This window comes from Larkinella sp. C7, assembly GCF_006149005.1.
In the GTDB taxonomy this organism is placed as follows: Bacteria; Bacteroidota; Bacteroidia; order Cytophagales; family Spirosomataceae; genus Larkinella.
In genome coordinates this window covers 1-355 of sequence record NZ_VBSL01000231.1, presented here as the reverse complement: position 1 = coordinate 355, position 355 = coordinate 1, and the positions used below count along the sequence as shown (strand labels likewise).

The following is a 355-nucleotide window of genomic DNA, read 5'->3' as shown; positions in this document are numbered from 1 at the left end:
CATGCCAGTTGATGTGACTGCCAAGGATGTCATCCTGGTTGATGATGTTCTCTACACCGGTCGGACTATTCGGGCAGCTATTGATAATCTGGTTACCTTGGGACGGCCTGCGCGAGTCAGTCTAGCTGTTTTGGTTGACCGGGGGCACCGTGAATTGCCAATTCGGGCTGATTATGTTGGTAAGAATATCCCAACCAGCTCCGAAGAAGCCATCACTGTAGAAATGGTCGAAGTGGATGGAAACGATCGGGTAACTATCAGCGAACCAAACGAGGTATAAGTCGTTCGAAGTAACCCCTTAGTAAGGAAGTAGTTGTGGAAGAAATAAAATACGATATTAGTGATGTTCCCAAGC

General features: G+C 47.3%; 1 protein-coding gene. It reads left to right on the top strand.

Annotation, left to right across the window (positions count from 1 at the left end; all coding sequences use genetic code 11):
* The coding region (gene pyrR, locus FH871_RS35230; RefSeq protein ID WP_138995378.1) for a bifunctional pyr operon transcriptional regulator/uracil phosphoribosyltransferase PyrR at nt 1–280 on the top strand (280 nt) is incomplete at its 5' end.
* Nucleotides 281–355: the final 75 nt, after the last annotated feature.